Origin of the sequence: Methylobacterium radiodurans, from assembly GCF_003173735.1 — a bacterium.
Lineage (GTDB): Bacteria > Pseudomonadota > Alphaproteobacteria > Rhizobiales > Beijerinckiaceae > Methylobacterium > Methylobacterium radiodurans.
Genome location: NZ_CP029551.1, coordinates 1,744,395 through 1,767,298, shown reverse-complemented (window position 1 = coordinate 1,767,298; position 22,904 = coordinate 1,744,395). Strand labels below are relative to the sequence as shown.

Genomic DNA, 22,904 nt, shown 5'->3' with positions numbered 1-22,904 from the left:
ACGCTCCCGGTCGCGCCTGCCGGCTGCCCGTCTAGACGCCCTGCCTCCCCGCATTTCCCGCCCCTTGGGACGCCCCATGCACGCCGCACTGCCCGACCCGGCGCCGATGCCGCCCGGCTTCGGGCCCCGCGAGCCGGTCGACCGCTCGCCAGCCCTGGAAGCCGCCATGGTCCTGACCGTTCTGCGCCTGCACGCCAGCGCCCGCACCGTGCGCCCGCCGCTCTGGCGGCGCCTCTGGCGCGGCGTCATCGGCCACTTCCGGCTGCGATTCCCGGAATGGTGGGCGATGGGCGAGCTCCTGCTCTTCGGCTGGACGCTCTACTCGGCGGTGCCGGTCTTTGCCGTCTCGCCCAACATGACCGTGATGGCGGCGTGGATGAGCGAGGAGACCTGGGGTGAGTGCTTCCTGGCGGTCGCCGCGATCCGCTTCGCGGCCCTGGCCGTCAACGGCACCTTCCGGGGCTTCCGCTTCTCGCCCCACATCCGCGCGGCCTCGAGCTTTGTGGCGATCTTCCTCTGGCTGCAGGTGAGCTGGGCGATGCTCCTCTCCGGCGTCGGCGGCACGGGCCTGCGCACCTACGCCTGGGTGGCCGCGCTCGAACTCTTCAACTTCATCTGTGCGATCCGCGACACGGGCCGCGTCGAGGGCAGGAGAGCGGGCGATGCCGGGTGAGCTGACGGACTACATCGCCCAGCTCTCCCCCTCGGGCCAGTTGGTGGCCAACGTCGCGATCGGGCTCGGCATCGCCGCCTGGGGCGTGTGGCAGTACGTGTCGCAGCACCGGGCCGGCAAGGCCGCCGTCAAGGCGGAGAAGGGCGCGGAGGCGGGGCCGGTGGCCCTCCCGACCGAGCCCGGCCACGAGGCCTTCGACGCGCAGGACCTGCTCACCTCGGCCGCCGTCCTGCGCTTCCTCACCGCCCACGACACGATCGCCGCCCACATGGTGATCCAGTCGGAGGCGCTGAAGACGATCTCGGCCGCCGCCACCGTCTGGGCCAAGGCGCAGGAAGACGACTTTCAGGAGTGGCGCATCGCGGCCGCGGTCGAGCGGCGCTGGAACGAGCTGATCCGGCAGCGCGGCGCCCCGCCCGCGCCGCCCGGCGGCTGGGGCGGCGGATCGGGAGGATAGGCGCATGTCGGAGGCTCCATCACCCACGCCGCTCGCGGCCGACGAGGTTGACCTGCGCGCGGCCTTTGCGCGCCTGTGCGCGGCCGAGCCCGCGAGCGAGGCCGCGGGCGAGCCCTACGGTCAGGCGCTCGGCCGGGCGCTCGGCCGCTGCTTCGGCCGGCCGGCGCTCGCGCTGCGCGGAATCACCCCCGCCGACCCCGAAAGGACGCCCGATGCCGGATGACGCCGCCCTAGAACCCCCGATGCTCCCGCCCTGGATCGGCTGGCTGGAGGACGGGCGCGCCGCCCTGTTCTACACCGACCCGCGCGGCCAGCTCGTGCGCGTGCCCCTCGACCCGCTGGCGCTCGCGCGCCTCGGCCTGTCGATCGCCGAGGCGCAGGTGATGCTCGGCCGGGCCCGCCCAGCGCTGGGCGCCTAAACCTTTTTCGCGGCAGCTCGGGAACAACCGGCCAGCTCGTGGATTCCACGTTCCGAAGAGCCGGCCGGCACAACCCCCGCCGCTGCAGGCTCGAACCTTCGCCCGGTCGCGTGCGTGATGCCGCGACCGGGCTTTTTGCGCACAAAGTGGCCCTGGCGCGGCCCCTCGCATGTCACGCGACCTTTGCGCAGCCTCTGGCTGACTGTGCACCTTTGACAATACGCTTCAGTGAGCGATTGCCGGGGAACACGGCTTAGCGGGCGCCAAGCCGCCTGCAGCGTATTGACGATGCACATCTACAGAATGCCACTGCATTTCTGCGGAACGCTACCCGAATGATTGCAGCCACTTTACATATGAATATCAAAATAATTGGGAATTTCACGCGATACCGCCGGGACGAAAGATGCATTTACTCTGTTCTCCAGATCCAATTTTTTACCGTGGGCGCTGGGCAATGTAAGCAATCTGTCGCTCGGAACAATCAGTGGCAATGGGTTTCCCTTTGCATACTTTCCGGCTACCGTTTTGGCTGAAACCGATTTACTGATTCGGCCTCCGGATTCGCTCATGACTAAGACGCTTTACGCCGAAATCAAGTTCGTATCGCTGCATCAGAAGCGGCCTAGCGACTACGGAGCCAAGCTTACAGTCGATGGATATGCTGTAAGAGACAAGTATGGTTTGGAATTCGGGTACGGCGATCCAGGCGAGCCACGGGGCTACGATAACTTTGACTATGCAGAGTTCCAGATAACTGGCATCTATAACAAGTATCCCGGGTCTGTAAGGGAGACTTATGAAATCGAGTCCCTTAGCGGCGCGCCCGGGACAGGATGGTATTATAAATATTCTGGCTTTAGCGTGCCCGACGATTTTGCGATCCCTTTCGGACTGTCCAAAAGCTACACAACAACATCTGATATTCAACAAAAGACTATTAACGCAGATGGTTCATGGTCTTTTGATTGGCGAGTTGCGACATCCGACGTCGCCGGCTCAATTGTTACAACAGCGATCAACACAGGCTTAGAAGCAGCCTCACAATTCGCAGCAAAGAAACTAGTTCCGCAATATGCTGCGGCCATCGGAAACGCCGTCAGCCTTGGACTTACTCTATATGACATTCAAAAAAACGGTACCGATCTCATATCAAATCTCCTAACCAACTTCGAGACGATGGATCCCGGCACAGCCGACCGGCTGATCGATTCATATATCATTTCGACGTCGGGCAGCGTGACCGCAAAGTTGATGGAGCAGCTTGGGGTTGGCAATACCACCGCCTCATCGATCGTAGAGGCTTCCTATGAAACGTTGGGCATTGTGATCAAAAATATCAAGCCCAATGACAAAACATCTGGCACAGTAGAAATCGTAAAATCTTATGAATACAAACCTCAATACGACTCTAGTTCACAGATTTACATCGGTAGCAAAGGCAACGACTACCATATCGGAAGCCAGCAACGAGACGTGATGGGCGGCGGCGATGGGAACGACCTCTTCGACAGCGGTGGCGGGAATGACTTGATCGCAGGCGGCGCAGGAACCGACACAGCCGCTATGAGCGGATCGCGCAAGGAGTTTAAAGCAACTTCCTTCGTGACCCAGGATCAAAAGAGGGTTGTAACTATCACCGATAATGACCTCAATCGGAATGGTTCGGATACGTTGATAAATGTCGAGCGCGTTAAATTTTCAGATGGAACATTGGCTTTTGATATTGATGGCACTGCGGGGCAGGCCTACAGATTATATCAGGCTGCCTTGAACCGTTTACCTGATGCGGCCGGCCTTTCCTGGCACGTAAGCCGCGCAGACAGAGGCACGAGTTTACATGATGCGGCTGTGAACTTCCTTTCTTCACCCGAGTTTGCTCAACGCTACGGCGCAACACTGAGCGATCAGTCCTTCGTAACGGCGCTTTATGCCAACGTCCTCAAGCGAGCCCCGGATGCTGGCGGCCTAGCCTTCTGGCTAGGCCATCTCGCAGATCGCTCTTTCGATAGAGCAACCGTTCTTGCCGGTTTCTCGGAAAGTCCGGAAAACCATGCGAGAGTGGACCCAACGTTGACGTCCGGTATCCAGCTCGATTACAGTGTCTTCTGGTGATAAAACCCAAATAACGACTGATATAAATAATCATGCCTGCTCGGCGTAACGCCATGGCGGGCAATTCCATCTGCCTTGTTCGGGTTGTTTTCTCGCTGTGTCCTTTTGGGCCTCGGCCGGGCGCCTCCGAAGCAGGGTGCCGAAGCGCGCCAGGATGAGCCGGCGCTCGCGATAGGTTGGCGCGTCGTAGTCCGAGCGCCACGCGGCCAGGGTCTCTTCCAAGGTGCGGCCGCGCAGGTAGCCCTCCGCGGTCGCACGCCGCCTTTCGTCTGGCTCCCCCACGACGCCCCCTCAGCTCTGCAGGCTCTCGGCGAAATCGTCCGGCACCTCGCCGAACTGCCCGAGGATTGTCGCGCTCTCCAGTTCGCCCGTCTCGTCGTCGGCTACGATCCGGATGGCGGCCGTGCCGGGCATCCGGGCTGACATGGCTTGCGCCTTCTTCAGCGCTCCGCTCTCGGTCGAGGCGAGCTCCGGCCGGTCCGGCTTCAGCCGCTTCCGGTGGATGCTGAAGGTCTGCACCATGAAGCTCGTCTTCAGGGCCATGCTCTGGGTCCTCTCTCAGGCCGCCCGCAGTGCGGGGCCAGCTTCCGTGAACTTCAGGGTGAGCACGTGGCGGCCCGCGCCGTCGTGCACGTCCACGATCCAGGCCGACCAGTCGAGCCGGCCGGCCACCCGGTCCATGATCGCGCGCGCTGCCCGTGCGGCTTCCGCGCGCAGGTCGTCGCGGGCACGCAGGTACCGGCCTGCGTGATCGAGCACCGCGTGCTCGCCGTCGGTACAATGGAAGCGGTAAGTGCCGGGCTGCATTCGCCTTTCGCCTCATCATCCACACGTCTTCACAACCGCAGCGGAATCTGCGCGCGCTCGGATTGTGCTGCGTCGGCCAGCCGTGCTTGTTCTCTAAACGTTCTAGCAGGGGTGAGGCGCTGGCGTGAGTCTGCATCGGGTCGCAGAACTGCCGGACGACGGGTTGTCCACGGTGCGCGTGCCGCTGCTGGGACAGCGGCTCTGCGCCGGCTTCCCCTCGCCCGCCGACGACTTCATGGAGGGGGCGATCGAGCTGCCGCGCTGGCTGGTACCGAACCCACCCGCCACCTTCCTCTGGCAGATCAGCGGCGAGTCGATGCGCGGCGCCGGCATCTTCGACCGCGACCTCGCCTGTGTCGATCGCAGCCTGAAGGCGGGGCACGACAGCGTGGTGGTCGCGGTGGTCGCCGGGCAGATGTCGATCAAGCGGCTCGTCATCGAGGGCAACCGCGCGCGCCTCGCCTTTGACAACCCGGACCTGCCCGCCTTCGCGGTCGAGGATCTCGAGGAGGCTGCGATCTGGGGCGTGGTGCGCTTCACGATCCGCTGGCACTTGATCCGCGGGCGGCTCGGCCGATGAGCCGTGCCCTGGCGCTGATCGACGGCAACTCGTTCTACTGCTCGTGCGAGCGCGTGTTCGACCCGAAGCTCGCGGGCGTGCCCGTCATCGTGCTCTCCAACAACGACGGCTGCGCCATCGCCCGCACGGCCGAGGCCAAGGCGCTCGGCATCCGCATGGGCGAGCCCTTCTTCAAGATCCGGGAGATGTGCCGGGCCCAAGGCGTGCGGGTGTTCTCCTCGAACTATACGCTCTACGGCGACATGAGCGCCCGCACCAATGCGGTGTACCGGGACTTCTCACCCCGGGTGGAGATCTACTCGATCGACGAGAGCTTCCTCGATCTCTCCGATGTGCGAGCGGACCGGCGTGTCGAACTCGCCCGCGACCTGCGCGCCACCGTGCGCGCCTGGACCGGCATCCCGACCTGCGTCGGCATCGGCCCGACAAAGACGCTGGCCAAGCTCGCCAACCACATCGCCAAGACGGTGCCGGACCTGCAGGGCGTGTGCGATCTCACCGACCCAGTAGCCTACGATCACTGGCTCTGCCGGATCGGCGTCGAGGAAGTGTGGGGCATCGGCCGGGCCTCGCTGGTGAAGCTACAGGCGCTTGGCGTGGACACGGCGGCGGACCTGCGCGACCTCGACCCGCGGCCGGTGCGCAAGGCCATGACGGTGGTGGGCGAGCGCATCATCCACGAGCTGCGCGGGCTGGCCTGCCTGCCGCTCGAGCTGATGCCGGCCCAGCGCAAGGGCTGCGCCGTCACCCGCTCGTTCTCGCGCCGGATCACCGACCGGACCGAACTGGAGCAGGCGGTCTCGACGCATGCCACGCGCCTGGGTGAGAAGCTGCGCCGGGGCGGGCTCGCGACCAACCACGTCAGCGTCTTCTATCACACCAGCGAGCACGACCGCGGCGACCCGATGCGCTCGGTGTCCACCACCGTGACGCTGCCGGAGGCGACGAGCGACACGCTGGCGCTGATCAAGGCGGCGCTGCTGGGCGTCGCCAAGACCTGGCGCGAGCCAGGCGAGCGGCCCTGGCGCTATGCGAAGGCCGGGGTGATCACCACGGACCTGATGCGGCTGGAGGACAGCCCGCGGGCGCTGATCGGGCAGATGGACCGGGAGCGCTCCGGGCCGCTGATGGCGGCGATCGACGCCTGCAACGCGCGCTGGGGCGCAGGCGCCGTCGTGCCAGCGCGGGCCGGCGTGCTGGAGAAGCGGGACTGGAGCACGAAGTTTGAGATGCGGACCCCGCGCTACACCACGCAGGTGAGCGAGCTACCGGTCGCGGTGGCTTGAGCCTGGGGCGTAGGAGGCCGTCAGGATCTGGCAATCAGCGCGACCCCGCCAATCATCAGCAACCCGCCGAGGATGCGCGGAAGATTCGCGCTGTGCTGCTCGAAGCCGACCCAGCCGAAATGGTCGAGCGCAATTGAGGTGACGACACCGGCCGTCACCAACAGACCTGTGAACGCAGCCGCTCCGACCGTCTGCGCGACCAGAAGTTGTGTGGCGACGATGCCGCCTCCCAGAACGCCGCCGAACCACGCCCACCAGGGTATACGTGCCGCCTCCTCGTAGGTCGGCAGCGCGAGGCGACCCGACACCAAGCCGGCAACCAAGACCGTCAGGAAAGTCCCAAGGCCCACGACCAACCCGGCCGTGAGCGGCTGGGGAAGACCTTTGGCCAGCGCACCGTTCTGTCCTGGCTGGATCGCGTTGGCGATCCCTGCGAGGAGGACGATGGCGTAGAGATACCACATGTTGGGATCCGATCCGCACGACCACTTGCGGTAGAACGTGCGAATGGGTCCTCTGCCGCAAAGCGCCTCCGTGACGGATTGCCCGCCTCACGGCCAGCCGAACACCGCTCGCGACAGCCCGGCGAGGATCACGGCCCAGAGCGCCAGGCCGAGCGCGAGAGCGACCGCGAGTTGCAGCCATGTCGAGCGCGGACGGGTAAGACGACGAGGCTTCGCCGCTTCACGCGCATCAGCTTCGCGCAACGCGGCCTCGAACTGGTCGGCCGGCGTCGGCTTGTGGAACTCAGGCGGGATCACGCCTGGCTCAGGAGCGTGACGGCCGCCGTGATCTTGCCACCGCGGTCCTGCTGAACGGTGACGGTCCAGGGCCCGTCTTGCGTGACGACCTCGCCTACGATGCCGTGGCCGGACACGCGCTCGCCCACCGCGAACATGAACCGTGGCGGCAGTCCCGGCGCCGGGGTCATCTCGTCAACGGCCTCATCCTTCTTCGCCTTCGCCATGGTGCTCCTCACGCCTTCTCAGGCCGCCCCATCAGGATCGCGGTGCGCGCCATCGTGCGCCGCCACCCGGGCTTGGCCTCGGGATCGGCCAGAGCCTTCGCGGACGGCTCGTGCGCCTCGATGGCCGCGGCGAGGTCAAGCAGGTAGCCGCCGCCGATCGGGTACTGGCCCGTTTCCGGCTTCGCCAGCACCGCGTCGACCGCGGCGTTGATTTCGTCGTCGGTGACCTCGGCGGCCTTGCGGAGTTCGCCCGTGGTCTTGGGATCAGCCATACGATCTGACTAGCAGGCGCTCGGATTGATGACCACGTACGCCTTTCACCACGGCAGGACCAACCTAAGGGCGGGCAGCGGCACAGCCTGGCACAAGCTACCGGAGGCTGTGTGCAGCTGCCACGCGTGTCCAACGGGTTCCAAGTATGAGTCTCACCGGCGTGCTCCGCACCGGCGTCTCGGGCATGAACGCCCAGACCAACCGCATCTCGACGGTGGCGGAGAACATCCAGAACGCCTCGACCACGGGCTACAAGCGCACCGCGACGGAGTTCTCGTCGCTGCTGCTCGAATCCTCCGGCACCGGCAACTACAATTCGGGCGCGGTGGAGACCACGGTCCGGCGCAGCGTCGGCGAGCAGGGGCCGACGAGCTTCACCACCTCGGACACGGACCTCGCGATCAACGGCAACGGCTTCTTCCTGGTGCAGGACGGCAGCGGCAGCCAGTTCCTGACCCGCGCCGGCAACTTCGTGAAGGACGGCACCACCGGCAATCTCGTGAACGCGGGCGGCTTCACCCTGCTCGGCTACGCGCTCAATGCCGACGGCTCGCTGCCCGCCACCCCGAAGCTGACGGAGATCAAGTCGGGCGCGACGCAGCTGCAGGCGCGCCCGTCCAGCACCATGACCCTGCAGGGCAACCTGAAGGCCGGCTCCGCGACGGTCACCACGCCCAGCGCCACGAGCTTCACCACCAAGACGCCAGTCACGACCTACGACAGCCTCGGCAACAAGGTGACCCTCGACGTCGTCTTCTCGAAGGTGGCCGACACCGCCGCCGAGCCGAACAAGTGGTCGGTCAGCGTCTACACCCAGGACGCGACGCCCGCGCTCGTCGGGACCGCGAACACGATCAGCTTCGGGCCGACCGGCCAGATCACCGGCACCTCGACCTTCGCCCTTCCGGCGGACGGGAGCCGCCCGGCCCTGACGCTCGACCTCGGGGCGATGACCCAGCTCGCCCCCGACAACAGCCCGAAGGGCGTCGCGGACGGCTCGGCCCCGACCAGCAGCACGGGGGTGGCCTTCGGCGACGACGGCACGGTCTACACGATCTACGCCGACGGTACCCGCGCGGCGACCTACCGGGTCCCGGTCGCCGACGTCGGCAGCCCGGACCAGCTCCAGCCCCGGGCCGGCAATATCTTCGAGGCGACCTCGACCTCGGGCAACATCGAGCTCGGCTTCGCGATGCAGAACGGGCTAGGCACCATCAAGTCCAAGGCGCTGGAGCAGTCGAACGTCGATGTGGCCACGGAACTCACCACGATGATCGAGTCGCAATCGGTCTACACCGCCAATTCGAAGACGTTCATGGTCGGCAAGGAACTGTTAGACACCCTCATGCAGCTGAAGCGCTAGGGCCTCAGCCCTTGAACGCCCAGGTCAGTCCGATGTGGGAAGTCGTCTGGGATAATCCTAGCGAGTCGCCCTGATGACCTGGCCTCAAGCGAAGGTTGGTCGACGGATCAAGCGTCACTGCCTGCGATCGCTGGAGAATGTGCCCGCCGGCACAATGCCTGATGCCGGTCCACGGCAGCTTTCACCGAATGGCCACGATCAAGTCGGCAAGATCCGTACTTCCTCGTTCCTCTGCTGACCGAAATTGGACCTCGCATGGCTTTATTCTGGAAGGGAGATGATTATGGGAACAGCTGCAGCCTGCTCGGGGACTTCAGGCTACTAATTCTCGGTGAGTCGAACTACTCCGACGCACCTATCGGCACATATGACGATCAGATCACCCAAAACGTGATGAAACGCGTCCTCGCTGGTGAGAGATTCACCTTTTACAATAAACTTAGCCGACTGGTCGTGAACGGCGGCCAAACCTGGCTTACGCAAACTGAGTCAGTGAAGTTCTGGCAAAGTGTGGCCTTCTACAACTTCGTCCCCATGATCGCGGCGAATAAGCCCCGGCAGCGGCCACCTGCGCAGCTCTGGGTCGGCGATGCTCCTCGCCTATTCCTCGAGGTCGTCCGCGAGTTGCAGCCGGAGGGTATTCTCGTTTGTGGCAGCGACACCTGGCACCATTTACCGCCGGGTATCCCGAGCGATCGCCGGTATCAGTCGAGCGAACAGTGGTGGTCCACAAAAGAGTTCGACACGGGGGCGGAACATCCTGCGATAGCATTGCCGATACATCACCCGAGCAAGCCCGGTTGGAGCTACGGCCCCTGCGTGCCCATCCTCGATCAGCTCTTCGCGCTTGTTGCAGAGCTTCGGCGTCACTCTCGTCGTCCGCCCCTTTCGCTTCTGCCCATAGGTCGGGCTTGAGTCGTCGCTTCCCACGTGGTCTGCCAGCGACGGACGCATCCCGCGATCACGCTTGCGTGTATCCCGACTGTTGACGGGCAACCGCAAGGCCGCCCCGCATAAGACCGGGGCGCACCCCGAGATGTGATTCGTCTTTCATGTCAGGATGCACGCTCGTCCCTTGAATGCCCGGATCGGTTTGGGGGCAAGGACCGCTCAGGGTGGGGAGCCGTCATTGGGCAGGCGCCCGAAAGCCGACGTCTGGTTGCGCTTCGAAGCCTCGCCGTGCTCACTCGACCCATGAACGAACGTACGATCATCGCCGATCTCCAGCGTCGCCTCGCGTCGGCGGAGGCGTCTTTGTCGGAGAAAGCCGACATCGTCGCCCGAAAGCGTGCCGAAGACGCTCTCCGAGACAGCGAAGCCCGCCATCTAGAACTATTCGAACGCATGGCCGAGGGCTTCGCCGAGTTGGAGGCGGTGCGCGACGATGAAGGAAACCTGAAGGATTTCCGCCATCTAGCACGAAATCCAGCAAGCGCGCGCGTGACAGGACTTCTCGACGAACAGGTCCTTGGCCGCCTAGTCGGCGAGGTGCTACCGCCTGAGGATGCGCGCTATTGGATAGATGCTTATTCGCAGGTCTTCGTCTCTGGCAAACCCTCGCATTACGAGAACTTCATCCCGGCTTTAGATCGCTGGTTCGCCATCAACGTCACTCCCTTTGGGAGGAGTGGTGTTGGCGTGTTCTACGAAGACATCACGGAGCGCAAGCGCGCGGAGGCTGCGTTGCGCCAGAGCGAGGAGCGGCAGGCGTTCCTGCTCACACTCGGCGACGCGATGCGTGCCCAGACCAGCGCGAATGGCCTGATTGAGGCCGCAGCCCGCCTGATCGGCGAGCGGCTGGGCGCGTCGCGGATCATGTTCGCTGAGTTCGACGAGGCCAGAGGCATCGCCGACATCTTCTTCGGATGGTTCGCGGATGGCGCCAAGCCTTTCCCAACTGTCATGCGGCTTGAGGAGTACGAGGGACCAATCCTGAGTGATCTTCGCGCCGGACGGGTGGTGCGGATCGACGACACGTGCGACCCCGCGCTCGCACGCCCCGACCTGACGGCCATCGCCGAACTCGGTGTGATGGCGCTAATCAGCGTCCCCTTACTCGTTAGCGATCGGCTGCTGGTGAACGTGTCCGTTCATCAGGACACAGCGCGCTCTTGGACCGACGACGAGGTCGCGCTGGTGCAAGAGGTTTCGGAGCGACTTTGGGCCGACCTCGTGCGCGCGCGTGCCGAGGCGGCGCTGCGCAGGAGCGAGGAGCGTCAGGCGTTCCTGCTAAAGCTAAGCGATGCGCTGCGGCCACTCGCCGAGGCGGAAGAGATACAGGCGACTACGACGCGGCTCCTCGGTGCGCATCTGGGTGTCGACCGCGCGATGTACGGGGAGGTGACGGGCGAACCCGGCGCGGAAACAGGGGTGATCCGTGGCCAGTTTGTCCGGCGGGCGGCTGAGGGCCGCCCTGCACCAGCCCCCTTCCCGGATTACTTCACATTCGAGACTTTCGGCGCGGGTGTGATGGCGAGACGCTACAGCGGCGAAGGCCTCGCCGTTGCAGACGTGAATACCGACCCGGATTTCGCCCCGACCGAGCGCGTGGCTTGGGCCGGGGCTGGCGTTCAGGCGGCAATCGTCGCGCCGCTCATCAAGGGGGGCCGGTTGGTCGCCGAACTCGGCGTACACTCCCAGACATCGCGCACATGGACGGACGCCGAGATCTCGCTGGTGCGCGAGGTCGGCGAACGCACGTGGGCCGCGGCCGAACGCGCCCGTGCCGAGGCGGCGCTGCGCAAGAGCGAGGAGCGCTTTTCGCAGTTTGCCGCGTCGTCGTCTGACGTCCTCTGGATCAGGGACGTTGAGACCCTGGAGCTGGAGTTTCTGAGCGCGGCAGCCCGTGACATTTACGGCGTAAAGCCCGAGACCCTGCTCGGCGATCCCAAGCCCGGCATAGCCATGATCGTGCCGGACGATCGGCAGGACGTGTTCGACAACATCGCCCGGGTGCGCAACGGCGAGGCCGTGGTCCACGACTACCGCATTCAGCGCGCCGATGGCGCCTTCCGCTGGATGCGCAGTACCGGCTTCCCCCTGGTCGACGCTCAAGGCCATGTCGATAAGATCGGAGGCATCTCCGCCGACTTCACAGAGCGCAAGCTTCTCGCCGAGCATCAGGCCGTGCTGCTGGCCGAGCTTCAGCACCGCGTGCGCAACATCATGGCCCTGCTGCGCTCGATCACGAACCGGACCGGCGAGCGCGCCGAGAGCGTGCCGGAGTACCGCGACCTGATGATGGGCCGGTTGCTGGCCTTTGCCCGCGTCCAGGCGCTGCTCACCCGCGCCGCAAACGTCAGCGTCGGCGTCGCGACCATCGTGCGCGACGAGATCAGCGTGCAGGCTCAGCACGAGGGCCAGTACGTCCTCGATGGCCCCGACGTCGCCCTTGCGCCGAAGGCCGCCGAGGTGCTGACGCTGGCGATCCACGAGCTGGCGACCAATGCAGTGAAGTACGGAGCCCTCTCCGCTGCGGACGGCCGGGTCACGGTGCGCTGGTCGACCTTCGAGAAGCGCGGCGGGCCGTGGCTCGCCTTCGACTGGACCGAGGAAGGCGCCCCGGCACGGCCACAGCCCCCGGCCGATGCATCGCGACGCCGCGGCTTCGGTACGGAGCTGATCGAGGGGCGCATCCCCTACGAGTTGCGCGGCCGCGGCGAGGTCACGATCGAGCCGGGCGGCGCCCGCTGTCACCTGGAGTTCCCGCTTCAGGAGGGCGCCAGCATCCTGGATACGGGCGCCCCGCAGCGCGCGAGCGTGTTTGGAGGAGCGATCGACATGACGGGTGAACCGGACCTGACAGGCCGCCGCGTCCTGGTGGTCGAGGACGACTTCTACCTTGCCACCGACGCCGCGCGGGCGCTGCGCGGCGCCGGTGCGGAGGTGATGGGTCCGTGCGCGACCGAGGAGGACGCTCGGGTGCAACTCGACGAGCAGCGGCCTGACGTGGCGGTGGTCGACATCAACCTCGGGCCGGGCCCATCGTTCAAGCTGGCCGAGGCTCTGAAGGATCGCGGCATCCCGTTCGTGTTCATGACCGGCTACGACGCGGAGGTCATCCCGGCGGAGTTCGCGGGCGTGGAACGGTTGGAGAAGCCCCTTCAGCTTCGGCAGATCGTTGGTGCCGTCGCGAAGCTGACGATACCCGCGTAGCCCGGAAGCGGACCCTCCCAAGGTCTTAGAAGGGTCGCAAGCAGCGGTTCCGCCCCGGCGGCGCTGGATCAGCCCCTGAACGCCCAGATCGGGATGCCCCGCGGTTTGTGCGGCTTGTCCCGGCGGTAGGTCAGGTTCCCGTAGCGTATCGTCATCGCGTCGATCGCCTCGACCTGCCGACCGGTGAGCACCAGCGCGCCGCAATAGTCCGCGCGGCCCGTGCCAATCTGCGAGTGGATCCCGAACAGGTCGAGGTCGGTCCAGCCGAGGTCCGCCGCCTGCGCGCCGAACCGCTCCAGGAAGTCGATCATTGCGGCGTGCGTCTTCTGCCACGGCTCGCCGTAGAGGCCGGGGCACGGGCTCTTCGCCGGACTCAGGCTCTCGACGCCGGAGCGCCAGGTGTAGAGATCAGAGGTCGGGACGGGGGCAAGGTGCGCAGACATTCCGCCCCTCTGCCGGCTCGATCTTGCGCAGGCGTTACCTCGCGGACTGGCGCGAGCCGGGCGAGCGGCCGTGGGGCTACAGCAAGGCCGGCTTCATCACGATCGACTTAATGGGACTCGGTCTATCCACGCAGGCAGTATTCGTAAGCTGCTTCTGCAATGGATTTCGCCAGGATATTTCGACGCTCGGATCCGGACAGGGCCTCTTCCTCGTCCCGGTTCACTATTATACCCGCCTCTACTAACACGGCAGGGCTATTGGTCATCTTGAGGACGGCAAGGTTGTCATACCTATAAATTCCAAAATCTGCGCGGATAAACTGTCTATTCTCACCCGAAATTGGTTCGGCATGATGCTTTGAAAATGGAAGACCGTGGGATAATAATCTATCTGCGATTTTCTCTGCCAGGACAATACTCTGCATCGAACTGGCGTTTGAGGTAGATACCAATAGGGACCATCCATTGTATATATCACTGTACTTAAATGGGCGTCCATTATAGTTCCATGGCTTTTGGTAAGCACCGACTACCGAGTCGTGGTGTATGGAAATGACGAAGTCCGGCTTATACGAATTCAGCGACGCTACTCTGAAAGCTAAGTTTTCTCGTCCATCGAGTCGATTGACAAACAGGTTAACGAACCCCTTCGATCTCAAATGAAGGACAAGCACCTGAGACAAACTCTGATTGAATGAAAACTCCGTCTTTCCACGTGCGCTCGTCGCTCCTGGACTCATTGGAGTATGACCAACGTCAATCGCTATGCGGGCGGTGTTCAACTTGCATGATGCCAGCGCAAAAGATCCGGATGCGGCCAGTAGCACAGAAGCTAGGAGAATGGCGAGTGCAAACACTTTTTTGATCTTCTCCCATGAAGCAGTTTGTAGTACGGAAATGTTCAGCAAAGCCCAGGGAATCGCTTACAATCACTGCTCTCAGTGGGGGCTGGTGAGCGGCCTCCACCGCTTCCAGGTCGCTCTACTTCTGTTGTGTCCCTGTTTGGGGCTGACAGTAGCGACCGAAGTTCATTCACGCGAGACTTATAAATTATATTCAGACAGCCATGATTTTGGCCGCATGAATCTCTTTGCGCAATCCAGCGCTTTTGTTGATCTCTTATTCCCGGCAATGCCTTCAAATTGATATAAAGCTGATTGAGCGTCATGTCTAAACTTGAGAGGGACTTATTACCACATACTGTGAATTCGGCATCTGAACGAGCCAAAGAGCAATCGAAGCCCTGAGCTTGTGCCTCTTGATGCACTGCATAGATAACAATAAAAACACACGCTAAAAGCCACTGGCATCTCATCGCATACCCCAATACGGCGCTAACTTACAGTTGTAGAACCACTTTATCCACGTTTCACGTAGCTGATCCCTGCCTCAATTGCTTCCGAAAGTGTTTGACGCATATGAAAAGCTGAAGAAAATCCGGCTACTACGGCAGCTCCCCTTTCCTCGGCGGTTCCGTGGTGCTGAACGCTACCAAAACTATTATCGCCGATTGAATGCTGCATCGATGCAAATGCAGCGGCAGGGAAGTCCCGCGACTCTTTTTTTCTGATGCCGGCAAAGTAACCTGCGAGAAAATCTGCATGTAGCTCCAACTTTTTGACTCGATTGTCAGGTCCTACCAAACGTTGGCGTATTCCTGTTTTGAATTGGAGGATATGAGCAAATTCATGAGCGCAAACCGCCGCCACGCAGATGTGGGGATTTTCGGGACGATTCATAATGCTTTTGTAGAGCGAGCGACCAAAAATGACTGTTCCATCATCACGATTCCCGAACTTATCATGTGACGTGGCGTATGCGTTCTCTTCATCGAGTTCTTGGAAGGCAAAGCCAGGAAGAACCTCAAATAAGTCGCTGAGTCGAACGAGGGTTTTTGCGAGAGCGCGGTCGAAGCCCTTATCGCCAGAACTCAGGCTTCCATCCAAAGCCGATTTGTAGCCAAAGCGTGCTGAGCTACTAGCTATCAAGTTTCTAGCTTGTCTGCTTGGGAGCGTACAGCCAGCATAGAAATCGTTTGCTGAAGCTCCGAATCCATGCGCGGCACAGGCGCATATACCAGCAGCATTACCCAGAAATGATCGTCGACTGATCATACCGCCCAAGCCTCCTTGAGGCTCCCAGTTAACTGCGAGCGGATTTGATGTTCATTCGGAGCACAGATGTCAATGGATTCTTGCTGCCAATGCATGTGGTTCACTGCGCAGAAATTATCTCACGTCCGCGAGCAAGCCGCACGAGATCTTGTCGACATATGCAGCGCAATCCGAAGATCTCTGTCAGTCTAACGTCGGTTACGGGTGCAAAATATTTGAAATAGATTGATTTTAATCGTGTCTAGAGTCGCGCCTGCGGGTGTTGCGGGGAGGCGACGGCTGGAGCGTTGACGGATGAGGGAGCCTGCAATGCCGTGACCGTCGTCCGTTGATTTGCGCAAGCGCATCGTGGCTGCCGCGGCTGTCCGGTCGCTCGGCTCGCCCCTTCCTCCTCTTGGTCGGCCTTCTTCCGGCGACCACGCTTGGACGCCTCGGGCGAGAGGGCGGGCGTCTCGGGCTCAGCAACGGGCGCAGCAGCACCTCGGTTGCGACGCTGCTGACCTAAAGACTTTCAAAAAATGGCTGCGAGAGAAGCGGCCCTTTTTGATCATGAGGCAGCGCAGCGTAGGCGGGGATCGGCGCTTCCGGCGGGAGAAGGCCAGGACCTCGCCGCTCATGGGCAGCCCCACGATCGGGCGATTCGGGTGAACTCCGCGTAGCCCGCTGCCCCAGGCCGGCCGGACAGGGCCGAGACCGGCGTGCCGATCTGGCGCCCGACCTCGGCGAGCGGCACGGTGACGGTCTTCAGCTCGCTCAGACTTCCGATGCCCGGCACCCACGGACGCGCCACGTAGGCCGCGACAGTGCAGGCCTCGCCGTCGATGGCGGTGACCGTGCCCGTGATGCTGATGCAGCCGGACTCGAAGCGCTGGGGCTCGCGCACGTAGACGTCGACGCCGACCTCGATCCGCGGCATCAGACCCTCCCCGGGGTCATTGAGGCGTCGTCGGCGTACCAGCCGCACGCCTGCCCGAACCGACGGCGCATTACGGCGGGATCCTCGCCGTAGAGCTGCTCGCGGACGTGGGCGTGCACGTTCGGGTAGCGCCGCCAGTTCGCCTCGTGGTGCCAGAAGTCCCGCGGCACCTCCGCGTTGAGGTCGGCCAGATCGACGTCGTAGAACTGGACCGCCCGGCCGGGCGGACCGAACCCGCTGTCATCGAGCGTCACGGGATATCGGGCCGCGTCCCACGCGCCGATCGCCACGACGGTGAGCGTCCCAATGAAGGTCGGGGCCGGGTGCAGAGCAAGCCCCACGGAGGACACGAACTGCCGGACCCGCACGCAGGGTTCTCGCGGTGGCGTGAAGGCCGGAATGACGATGCGGGCGGCGGACGCTGCAGCCAGAAGGCCGAGGAACGAGTGGCGTGAGGCAACGGCTGACATGGAACCCTTCAGCAGAGACGTTGGCGGGGTGACTTCCAACGCTTCTCTTTGGGATCAATGGGTTGGCTGAGCCTCTTAATCAGCGGGTCCTAGGTTCGAACCCTAGTGCGCCCACCAAGACTTTCAAAGACTTAGGATGATCATGCGGACACGGCCAGAACGCCGTATCCGCACTATGTCCGCAGGGGTGAGAGGCGCTCCAGCCGCCCAACTTTTCCCACCGCTAGGCGGCTACAGCCTCGCAAGCTATGCCGAGAGATGCCAAGCGACGGCTAGACCGCATCGGGAGCACGATGACGGCGCGGCCAGTGCGAGTTCTGGCCTTGGCCATCCTCCACCTGTCGTCCTGATTGTCGGATGGGGTGCCGGCGTAGACATGTCCGTCAGCGACGTTCACGCACTGCGTGTTCAGGCATCGGTGGCACCCATAGTGGGCGAAGGGTATTGGGCCTTCTCCGATTAACAGGGCCAAGCGGTTGCTGGAAATCCGATGCCTTCGACCTTCCGCATCCTTCCAGGTCAGGATGGGGTACTTGGCCCGTAGCTTGCGGCCGTTCTTGCCGCGGAATTCCACACATCCAGAAGGCAATCTGACAAGGCGTCGGTGGTACTCTCGGACCGTCTTATCCGACACAAGGATCGCGTCTGGCACCTCTGGGTGATGCGCTAGCCGGTAGACCTTAAGGCTATCGAGGAAAGCACTGCCGGAGCCTTTTCTGTACTGGTACCTGTGGCGCCGACCTAGGTTGTTGGACATTGTCGCTCTCCATTGCCGCTCGGTGGGTGGCGAGGTGGTGCGCGAGTGCTGTCCGGATGACATCAGACACCGTTATGGCCCGGAGAGCGTTCCCGGGATCGGTCGCTGCCATCGTTTCAATTTCCCGCCTCATGGTGGCCGGCATGCGGAAGTTGACGTTCACGTACTCGGGCATGTGGCCTCCTACTAAACGGAAAGCGGCGTGCCCCTGGAGGAGCACGCCGCGATGGGTGGAGCGACGGACACGGTGGTTGCAACACCCCGCCGCCCCGGCCGGATAGTGGAGGGTAAGCCACCGGCCGGCATCTGAACGGGGCGGCAGACCCGGCCGAGGAAGCCCCGCCGCCCCCGCCAACTCCGGTGAGCACCACCTCCCGAAGCCGGCATCCCAAAAACTCTGCACCCGGGAGCAAAATTACGAACCGAGGAAGGTGTAGGACGCTACGGTCACAGAGGAGTTCACAGCTTCCAGGCGAGTGCCACCAAAAGCATCGGTGTGGCTCCGGACCAAGTTGCGGTCCCGAAGATCATTGATCGCGCGCCGGACAGGCTCCTCCGGCAGCTTCAAATCCCGCGCGATGGCTTCTGCACTTACCTGCGGAGAGCGGCGCAACAGCGACAGAATGCGATTTTCAATCTCGCCTCGGGCTCCGGGCTCCAAAATTGCAGACTTGCGGGAGCGTCCTTGACCATCATGTTTCAGCGATGGATGGATGTCATTCAGGATAAGCAAACTCATCTGTCAGCCCCTTATGTTGAGGCTGAACATACACGCATAGACTTGCATTGCAAGTGTAAAATGCTGTGTCTTTGACACGTAATCTAGGTGCAGCTATAAATTCTGATATGAATACTTTAATTTACTTGTGTATCAATGACTTACGCCAGACGCGTGGATGAGCGCGCTGCGGACGGTGGCTCATAGAATCGAGTTCGGGCACCGCATGGCCGGTCCACATCGCCAGCCATCGGGCAACGGCATCTCGCCAAGACACATCATGCCCAGCCGCTATCAGCACGGGCTCGGCCGGGTACGTCAGGGCGTGAAGCTCGGCCCATACGGTGCCAGGATCTAGCCGGGACAAGCGGGCTTGAAGCTCGGCAGCCGGCAGGGGCTTCCGGTGCCGGAGAGCGCGAGGGGCAAGTCGGTAGCACCGTGGCGTCCCGGCCGGCGCCGGGGTCAGGATGATGCGCCCAGGGCCAGCGTAGGTCGTGTGGTTGGCGGTGCGCATCACTCGCCCCCCTTCTCGCCAAGGAGCCGGTAGACGGAAGCCCGGCCGATCCCGAGCTTGGCAGCGATGGCACTGGCGCCGAGCCCTTCCGCCTGGAGCGCCCGGACCTGCGTGGCATCGATCGATGGGGGGCGCCCCTTGTACTTCCCTTCCTCCTTCGCCTTGGCGATGCCCTCCAGTTGGCGTTCCCGGCGGATGTTGGTCTCGAACTCGGCGAACACACCGAGCATGTCCAGGAACGCCTTGCCGGCCGCGGTGCTCGTGTCGATTGGCTGTTCGGTCGCCTTCAGGTGAGCGCCCTTCGCCTTCAGAGTGCGGACAATGTCCTGAAGGTCTCCGATCGAGCGGGCGAGCCGGTCAACGCGGGTGACCATCAGCGTGTCACCGGCCCGAATGAAATCCAGGAGCGTAACCAACTCGGTCCGGCCGTCCCGGCTCGTGCCGCTGCGCTTCTCGGCCCGCACGATCTCACAGCCGGCGGCCCGTAGCGCATCCTCTTGGATGGAGAGGTCTTGATCCGTCGTGGAGACGCGGGCGTAGCCGTACAGGTGGCCGGTCGGGGCTGCATCCGAGGCACTGACAGCGGTGCGGGGACGGACGGTCATTCGTTGCCTCGAATGTCTCGTTAGGATCTAGACCCTCGCAATCTGCTGCCTCGAAAATTCGAAGTCAACCCTTATGAGACGCGAAATGCGTCTCATGCCACTGCCTTGTCGGGGTTTACCCTATTGATACAAAAGGGCTGCCGGTTGGGTGGGTGTCCACCTTCGGGCAGATTTCTCCTTGGTGTCTTGAAACCATTGCCGACACCAACCGTTCATGGTGTGCAAACACCAATGAGAGCACTATGGCTTACATCAAGGCTGAAGACGTTCACTCCCCCAGGGGTGCCTGGACACTCCTCCACGTCCTCTATGACGGAGGACCCAGCACCACGGATGAGGGTGCTTGGTCCCTTGCTGTCGGACGGTGGTATGACAAGGTGAGGCTGGCCGCTCGTTGGAACGGGAATGACGAGGGTGGCTCTGCTGCTGGCAACCCGAGCGCCCGCGGCTTCCCGACCTGGTTCATCATGCCGCCGGAGTTTGAAGAGCCATTGCTGACCCAAAAGGTCGTTCCTGCTGACAAGCTGGCACTCGCGAAGGCGCTCCTCAGCAAGAAGTGACGGCGGCCTACACGAAGGGCGGGTCGAGTACCCGCCCCGCTCTGCGCAATCGGTTGCACTTCCCGGCGGAACTCGCCGGACGGCATACCTTCCGAGGCAGGGGGGGAGCGCGGATGACAGACGCAGCCCGGTTCTTCGACAAGCAGGTAGCACCCGAGTTCCGCCGCTTCATTGCGGCCGAAGGCGCACTCACCCAAGCGGCGTTACACGGCACGCCAGATGAGCTTGAGGCGGCGCGCGATGATGTGATGCAAGCTGCATGGAATGCTGCGACCAAGGCCCATCAGATGGGCGACTACGCATGGGCGGAGCAGCCACGCCCATCATGGATGCCGGCGAACCTCGCCGGCTTAGATCGGCTACGTGATTGGCTCCAGGCGAACCACTGCAAGATGCTCCGGGGCATCGCACAGCCCGACGACGTGCACCTGTTGGGTGATGTAGCTGATGCTTTCAAGCACGCAGTGCTAACGCAAGGGCGACGGGTACCCCGCCGGATCACATCGGCCGCGGCTACCGTCACCAGTTCCACCGGCTTCGGCAAAATGGCGTGGGGTGAAGGCAAGTTCGGCGGGGTGGAGCAGGTCATTGTGACCCTGAACGATGGGACCGAACGTGCCCTATCGTGCATCCTTCAGAACGTGGTCGATGCGTGGCGCGCCGCGATGGGCCGCCCGCTGCCTCCTATGGGAGAGTAGCCTTTTGCGCCCGGGTGCAAATTCCGGGACGCGGGCACTTAAGCACCATGGTGCTACGGTACGTTTTGACCGGCTTGGACGGTAATGCCTGCACTCTGGTGCTTTGGTACCGTGGTACTGAGGCACAGTGGTGCTGCCGCATCTTCGTGCTGAGATGCCAAGGTGCAAAGGCGCAACGGTGCGTTAACGCCAAGGTGGGATGGTGTCAGATTGCATCGGTGCGCCAGCACCATCGTGCGGAGATGTCATGGTGCGGGTGCAGCGGTATGAGTTGGGCGCCCTATCACGCACCTGCTAAGGTTGTTTTGTTATGATACGTCTGATCCGAGCCAGTAGCGCGAACGAGAATGCAGGGCAGAGCTGATGGTACCACAGCACAATCGTGTGCGAGGCACCCAAGAGCCTGGGCCAGTCGTCGCTGATATAGCTGCAGCCCTTAACGCGGTTGATTGGAGCTTCGCTGGCCGAAAGCGGCTGAGCGAACTTGAAGCCATTCACCCTTATCCCGCCAAATTCATTCCGGACATTCCAGGTACGCTCCTCGATATCCTGCCCATACCACCTGATACGGCCGTGCTAGATCCGTTTGTCGGGAGTGGCACAACCCTGGTTGAATGTCAGAGGCGCGGCATACTGACCTGACCGGTATTTTGGACCGAGCCAATTGAGAGGCTACTGCATGGCCGCTGCCATGGGTAGCCGGAAGGCCAGATCAGGGAAGCTGACAGGCGCGGGCGGCCGGTAGCCCAGGGACGAGTGCGGCCGGACGCGGTTGTAAGTGTTTTGCCACAGCCCGATCACGATCTGCGCTTCTCTCAATGAGTAGAAGATTTCCTGCCGTAGGCACTCATCGCGCAGCTTGCCGTTGAAGCTCTCACAGTACCCGTTCTCCCACGGCGAGCCGGGCGCAATGTACTGGATCTGGCAGCCTGCCTTGGCGACCCACTTGCGCAATGCCTTCGCGATCATCTCCGGACCATTGTCGCAACGGATGTGTTCCGGGATGCCGTGCAGGCACATCGCGTCGGCCAGCGCCTCGATCACGCCCAGGCTGTTGATGCGCCGAGCCACCTTCAGCGCCAGGCACGCCCGGCTGTGCTCATCGATCAGCGTCAGGATGCGCAAGCTCCGCCCGTCGTGGGTCTGAGCCTGCACGAAGTCGAAGCTCCAGACGTGATTGCGGCGGAGCGGCCGTAGGCGCACGCAGGACCCGTCGTTCAGCCAGAGGCGGCTGCGCGGGCGGTGCTTCTGCGGGACCTTCAGCCCCTCACGACGCCAGATACGCTGAACCCGATCTTTGCCCACCTGCCAGCCCGCTGCCTGCAGCAGGGCGGTGACGCGGCGGTAGCCATAGCGCCCGTACTCGGATGCCAGGGCGACGATGGCGCGGGTCAGCCCATCCTCGTCGGCCAACACGGTGGGCACGTAGCGCTGCGTGCCCCGATGCTGGCCGACGATCCGGCAGGCGTGACGTTCCGAGAGGCCGTACTTCTCTTGGATGCCGTCAACCGCCTGCCGGCGTCGCTCGGGGGCTACAAGTTTCCCGCCGCGACGTCCGCCAACACCTGCTTCTCCAAGGACAGGTCGGCCACAAGCCGCCGCAACCGAGCGTTCTCGCGCTCCAGATCCTTCATCTTCCGCGCCTGATCGACCTGCAGGCCGCCGTACTCTTTGCGCCAGCGGTAGTAGCTTTGCTCAGAGATCTCTGCCTCCTTGCACGCTAGCGCTAAGTTCTTGCCCTGCGCCGTCTGCACCTCGATCTGGCGCAGCTTCAGCACCACCTGCTCCGCGCTCGTCTTCTGTCCTCGTCGCATGTCCGACTCCTTCGGTCCTGGCTGATCCTCTCAATCAGCTCGGTCCAAAGCCAGCCGGTCACGTCACCTCCTTGCACGCTAGCGCTAAGTTCTTGCCCTGCGCCGTCTGCACCTCGATCTGGCGCAGCTTCAGCACCACCTGCTCCGCGCTCGTCTTCTGTCCTCGTCGCATGTCCGACTCCTTCGGTCCTGGCTGATCC

Annotated in this window: 27 protein-coding genes; 12 read left to right on the top strand and 15 right to left on the bottom strand. The window is 63.0% G+C overall.

Going from position 1 to position 22,904, the window contains the following annotated elements; all coding sequences use genetic code 11:
- The first annotated feature begins 76 nt into the window (after window positions 1–76).
- The 5 genes from DK427_RS08035 to DK427_RS08020 all read left to right on the top strand — a co-directional run bounded on the left by DK427_RS08035 (window position 77) and on the right by DK427_RS08020 (window position 3,664).
- Window positions 77–673, top strand: a complete 597-nt coding sequence (locus tag DK427_RS08035; protein ID WP_109950814.1) for a hypothetical protein — start codon at window positions 77–79, stop codon at window positions 671–673.
- On the top strand, window positions 663–1,130 hold the full coding sequence (locus tag DK427_RS08030) for a hypothetical protein (RefSeq protein ID WP_109950813.1): 468 nt from the start codon (window positions 663–665) through the stop codon (window positions 1,128–1,130). Before DK427_RS08035 ends, DK427_RS08030 begins: the two co-directional genes overlap by 11 nt.
- Window positions 1,131–1,134: 4 nt before the next feature.
- Window positions 1,135–1,353, top strand: coding sequence for a hypothetical protein (locus DK427_RS26145; protein ID WP_162559729.1), 219 nt, complete (start codon window positions 1,135–1,137; stop codon window positions 1,351–1,353).
- On the top strand, window positions 1,343–1,549 hold the full coding sequence (locus tag DK427_RS26140; protein ID WP_162559728.1) for a hypothetical protein: 207 nt from the start codon (window positions 1,343–1,345) through the stop codon (window positions 1,547–1,549). The genes DK427_RS26145 and DK427_RS26140 overlap by 11 nt, the downstream gene beginning before the upstream one ends.
- A gap of 570 nt (window positions 1,550–2,119) precedes the next feature.
- Window positions 2,120–3,664: a DUF4214 domain-containing protein gene (locus DK427_RS08020; RefSeq protein ID WP_109950811.1), complete on the top strand. Its 1,545-nt coding sequence runs from the start codon at window positions 2,120–2,122 to the stop codon at window positions 3,662–3,664.
- A gap of 291 nt (window positions 3,665–3,955) precedes the next feature.
- Here DK427_RS08020 and DK427_RS08015 read toward each other — a convergent pair whose 3' ends face one another.
- Both DK427_RS08015 and DK427_RS08010 read right to left on the bottom strand, forming a co-directional pair.
- Window positions 3,956–4,207: a hypothetical protein gene (locus DK427_RS08015; RefSeq protein ID WP_109950810.1), complete on the bottom strand. Its 252-nt coding sequence runs from the start codon at window positions 4,205–4,207 to the stop codon at window positions 3,956–3,958.
- A gap of 15 nt (window positions 4,208–4,222) precedes the next feature.
- Window positions 4,223–4,471: a DUF6894 family protein gene (locus DK427_RS08010; RefSeq protein WP_109950809.1), complete on the bottom strand. Its 249-nt coding sequence runs from the start codon at window positions 4,469–4,471 to the stop codon at window positions 4,223–4,225.
- A 124-nt stretch (window positions 4,472–4,595) separates the two neighbouring features.
- Between DK427_RS08010 and DK427_RS08005 the strand changes: the two genes are divergently transcribed.
- Together DK427_RS08005 and DK427_RS08000 are read left to right on the top strand one after the other, a co-directional pair.
- Complete coding sequence (locus DK427_RS08005; protein WP_109950808.1) at window positions 4,596–5,051, top strand: LexA family protein; 456 nt, start codon at window positions 4,596–4,598, stop codon at window positions 5,049–5,051.
- Window positions 5,048–6,337 carry a Y-family DNA polymerase gene (locus DK427_RS08000; RefSeq protein WP_109950807.1) on the top strand — a complete coding sequence of 430 codons (1,290 nt, stop codon included), beginning with the start codon at window positions 5,048–5,050 and terminating at the stop codon, window positions 6,335–6,337. Before DK427_RS08005 ends, DK427_RS08000 begins: the two co-directional genes overlap by 4 nt.
- A gap of 20 nt (window positions 6,338–6,357) precedes the next feature.
- Here the strand turns inward: DK427_RS08000 and DK427_RS07995 are convergent, their stop codons facing one another.
- From DK427_RS07995 to DK427_RS07980, 4 genes are all read right to left on the bottom strand, one after another.
- Window positions 6,358–6,801: a DMT family transporter gene (locus tag DK427_RS07995; protein WP_109950806.1), complete on the bottom strand. Its 444-nt coding sequence runs from the start codon at window positions 6,799–6,801 to the stop codon at window positions 6,358–6,360.
- Window positions 6,802–6,888: 87 nt separating this feature from the next.
- On the bottom strand, window positions 6,889–7,098 hold the full coding sequence (locus DK427_RS07990; RefSeq protein ID WP_109950805.1) for a hypothetical protein: 210 nt from the start codon (window positions 7,096–7,098) through the stop codon (window positions 6,889–6,891).
- Window positions 7,095–7,304 (bottom strand): hypothetical protein, encoded by a 210-nt coding sequence (locus DK427_RS07985; RefSeq protein WP_109950804.1) that lies wholly within the window; start codon window positions 7,302–7,304, stop codon window positions 7,095–7,097. Before DK427_RS07985 ends, DK427_RS07990 begins: the two co-directional genes overlap by 4 nt.
- Window positions 7,305–7,312: 8 nt before the next feature.
- Complete coding sequence (locus DK427_RS07980) at window positions 7,313–7,576, bottom strand: hypothetical protein (protein ID WP_109950803.1); 264 nt, start codon at window positions 7,574–7,576, stop codon at window positions 7,313–7,315.
- A gap of 146 nt (window positions 7,577–7,722) precedes the next feature.
- Between DK427_RS07980 and DK427_RS07975 the strand changes: the two genes are divergently transcribed.
- The 3 genes from DK427_RS07975 to DK427_RS07970 all read left to right on the top strand — a co-directional run bounded on the left by DK427_RS07975 (window position 7,723) and on the right by DK427_RS07970 (window position 13,095).
- Window positions 7,723–8,940 carry a flagellar hook protein FlgE gene (locus DK427_RS07975; RefSeq protein ID WP_109950802.1) on the top strand — a complete coding sequence of 406 codons (1,218 nt, stop codon included), beginning with the start codon at window positions 7,723–7,725 and terminating at the stop codon, window positions 8,938–8,940.
- Between the two features lie 255 nt (window positions 8,941–9,195).
- Window positions 9,196–9,855: a hypothetical protein gene (locus DK427_RS26135; protein WP_162559727.1), complete on the top strand. Its 660-nt coding sequence runs from the start codon at window positions 9,196–9,198 to the stop codon at window positions 9,853–9,855.
- Between the two features lie 279 nt (window positions 9,856–10,134).
- Entirely contained in the window at window positions 10,135–13,095 is a 2,961-nt protein-coding gene (locus DK427_RS07970; protein WP_109950801.1) for a GAF domain-containing protein, read from the top strand.
- A gap of 68 nt (window positions 13,096–13,163) precedes the next feature.
- Here the strand turns inward: DK427_RS07970 and DK427_RS07965 are convergent, their stop codons facing one another.
- From DK427_RS07965 to DK427_RS07930, 8 genes are all read right to left on the bottom strand, one after another.
- Entirely contained in the window at window positions 13,164–13,538 is a 375-nt protein-coding gene (locus DK427_RS07965; protein WP_245930838.1) for a hypothetical protein, read from the bottom strand.
- Window positions 13,539–13,660: 122 nt separating this feature from the next.
- A complete protein-coding gene (locus tag DK427_RS07960) occupies window positions 13,661–14,446 on the bottom strand; it encodes an N-acetylmuramoyl-L-alanine amidase (protein WP_162559726.1) in 786 nt (261 codons plus the stop codon).
- Entirely contained in the window at window positions 14,440–14,853 is a 414-nt protein-coding gene (locus DK427_RS27505) for a lysozyme inhibitor LprI family protein (protein WP_162559725.1), read from the bottom strand. Before DK427_RS27505 ends, DK427_RS07960 begins: the two co-directional genes overlap by 7 nt.
- Before the next feature lie 43 nt (window positions 14,854–14,896).
- Complete coding sequence (locus DK427_RS07950; RefSeq protein WP_245930837.1) at window positions 14,897–15,652, bottom strand: neutral zinc metallopeptidase; 756 nt, start codon at window positions 15,650–15,652, stop codon at window positions 14,897–14,899.
- A gap of 613 nt (window positions 15,653–16,265) precedes the next feature.
- The gene (locus DK427_RS07945; protein ID WP_109950797.1) at window positions 16,266–16,568 is read right to left on the bottom strand and encodes a hypothetical protein; all 303 of its coding nucleotides are present in this window, start codon (window positions 16,566–16,568) and stop codon (window positions 16,266–16,268) included.
- Window positions 16,568–17,038 carry a hypothetical protein gene (locus DK427_RS07940; protein WP_162559724.1) on the bottom strand — a complete coding sequence of 157 codons (471 nt, stop codon included), beginning with the start codon at window positions 17,036–17,038 and terminating at the stop codon, window positions 16,568–16,570. The genes DK427_RS07945 and DK427_RS07940 overlap by 1 nt, the downstream gene beginning before the upstream one ends.
- A gap of 1,172 nt (window positions 17,039–18,210) precedes the next feature.
- Window positions 18,211–18,534 (bottom strand): winged helix-turn-helix transcriptional regulator, encoded by a 324-nt coding sequence (locus DK427_RS07935; RefSeq protein ID WP_109950795.1) that lies wholly within the window; start codon window positions 18,532–18,534, stop codon window positions 18,211–18,213.
- A gap of 492 nt (window positions 18,535–19,026) precedes the next feature.
- Window positions 19,027–19,632, bottom strand: coding sequence for a recombinase family protein (locus tag DK427_RS07930; RefSeq protein ID WP_109950794.1), 606 nt, complete (start codon window positions 19,630–19,632; stop codon window positions 19,027–19,029).
- A 152-nt stretch (window positions 19,633–19,784) separates the two neighbouring features.
- Between DK427_RS07930 and DK427_RS26130 the strand changes: the two genes are divergently transcribed.
- Both DK427_RS26130 and DK427_RS07925 read left to right on the top strand, forming a co-directional pair.
- Window positions 19,785–20,192 carry a hypothetical protein gene (locus DK427_RS26130; RefSeq protein WP_162559723.1) on the top strand — a complete coding sequence of 136 codons (408 nt, stop codon included), beginning with the start codon at window positions 19,785–19,787 and terminating at the stop codon, window positions 20,190–20,192.
- Between the two features lie 113 nt (window positions 20,193–20,305).
- Complete coding sequence (locus DK427_RS07925; RefSeq protein ID WP_109950793.1) at window positions 20,306–20,890, top strand: hypothetical protein; 585 nt, start codon at window positions 20,306–20,308, stop codon at window positions 20,888–20,890.
- A 672-nt stretch (window positions 20,891–21,562) separates the two neighbouring features.
- On the opposite strand, the gene DK427_RS07915 is transcribed toward DK427_RS07925, so the two are convergent.
- A protein-coding gene (locus DK427_RS07915) for an IS3 family transposase (RefSeq protein ID WP_109950791.1) occupies window positions 21,563–22,704 on the bottom strand; the annotation gives its coding sequence in 2 pieces (ribosomal slippage) (window positions 21,563–22,437 and window positions 22,437–22,704; 1,143 coding nt in all).
- Window positions 22,705–22,904: the final 200 nt, after the last annotated feature.